The following is a 512-nucleotide window of genomic DNA, read 5'->3' as shown; positions in this document are numbered from 1 at the left end:
AAAGCTCAAACAGCCCAATGATAGGAACCGTGTGCCTATTAATAAAACAATCCCTGCCGAAATTAAGCGAGGAGACAACGGAATCTCATAAACTGATTTATGAAGTTAATAATATAATGGTCAGTCTTTCTAAATATGTGAAAATTAAAAGGAATAAAATATGCAAAAGCTGATTATTATCATAGCAATTAGTGCGTTTCTTGGAACAACAAACTTAGTAAGAAGTGACACTGTTACTAAGCAAGGAGGAGGTAACGAGCGTGTTACTGTAGTAGTCTCTGGTACGGGGTTAGAGGATCTCACTGCACTAAAAAAACATACAAAAAACCCAACACCACCAAGACGCCGCAAGCCACCAAAAGATTCCCAGCCACCAAAAAATCTTCCACCTACTTCTGGAAATAACGGAAATCTCGCACCGCCACCACCTGCTCCACCAGCAGAATATCTGGAGATTATAGAGCTCTTAAAAAAACAGCTTGAGTTAAAAAAAGAACAACTTTCGCAAACAG

General features: G+C 39.1%; 2 pseudogenes. Both read left to right on the top strand.

What is annotated here, in order from left to right:
• Positions 1-91, top strand: a pseudogene (locus ACFIJ9_RS08735) (TrwH protein); the annotation flags it as partial.
• Between the two features lie 69 nt (positions 92-160).
• Positions 161-512, top strand: a pseudogene (locus ACFIJ9_RS08730) (hypothetical protein); the annotation flags it as partial.

Source organism: Bartonella sp. MR90HLJMH, from assembly GCF_042194115.1.
GTDB classification, from domain to species: Bacteria; Pseudomonadota; Alphaproteobacteria; order Rhizobiales; family Rhizobiaceae; genus Bartonella; species Bartonella grahamii.
The sequence above is the reverse complement of the archived record's forward strand: the minus strand, read 5'-3'. Positions and strand labels throughout refer to the sequence as shown.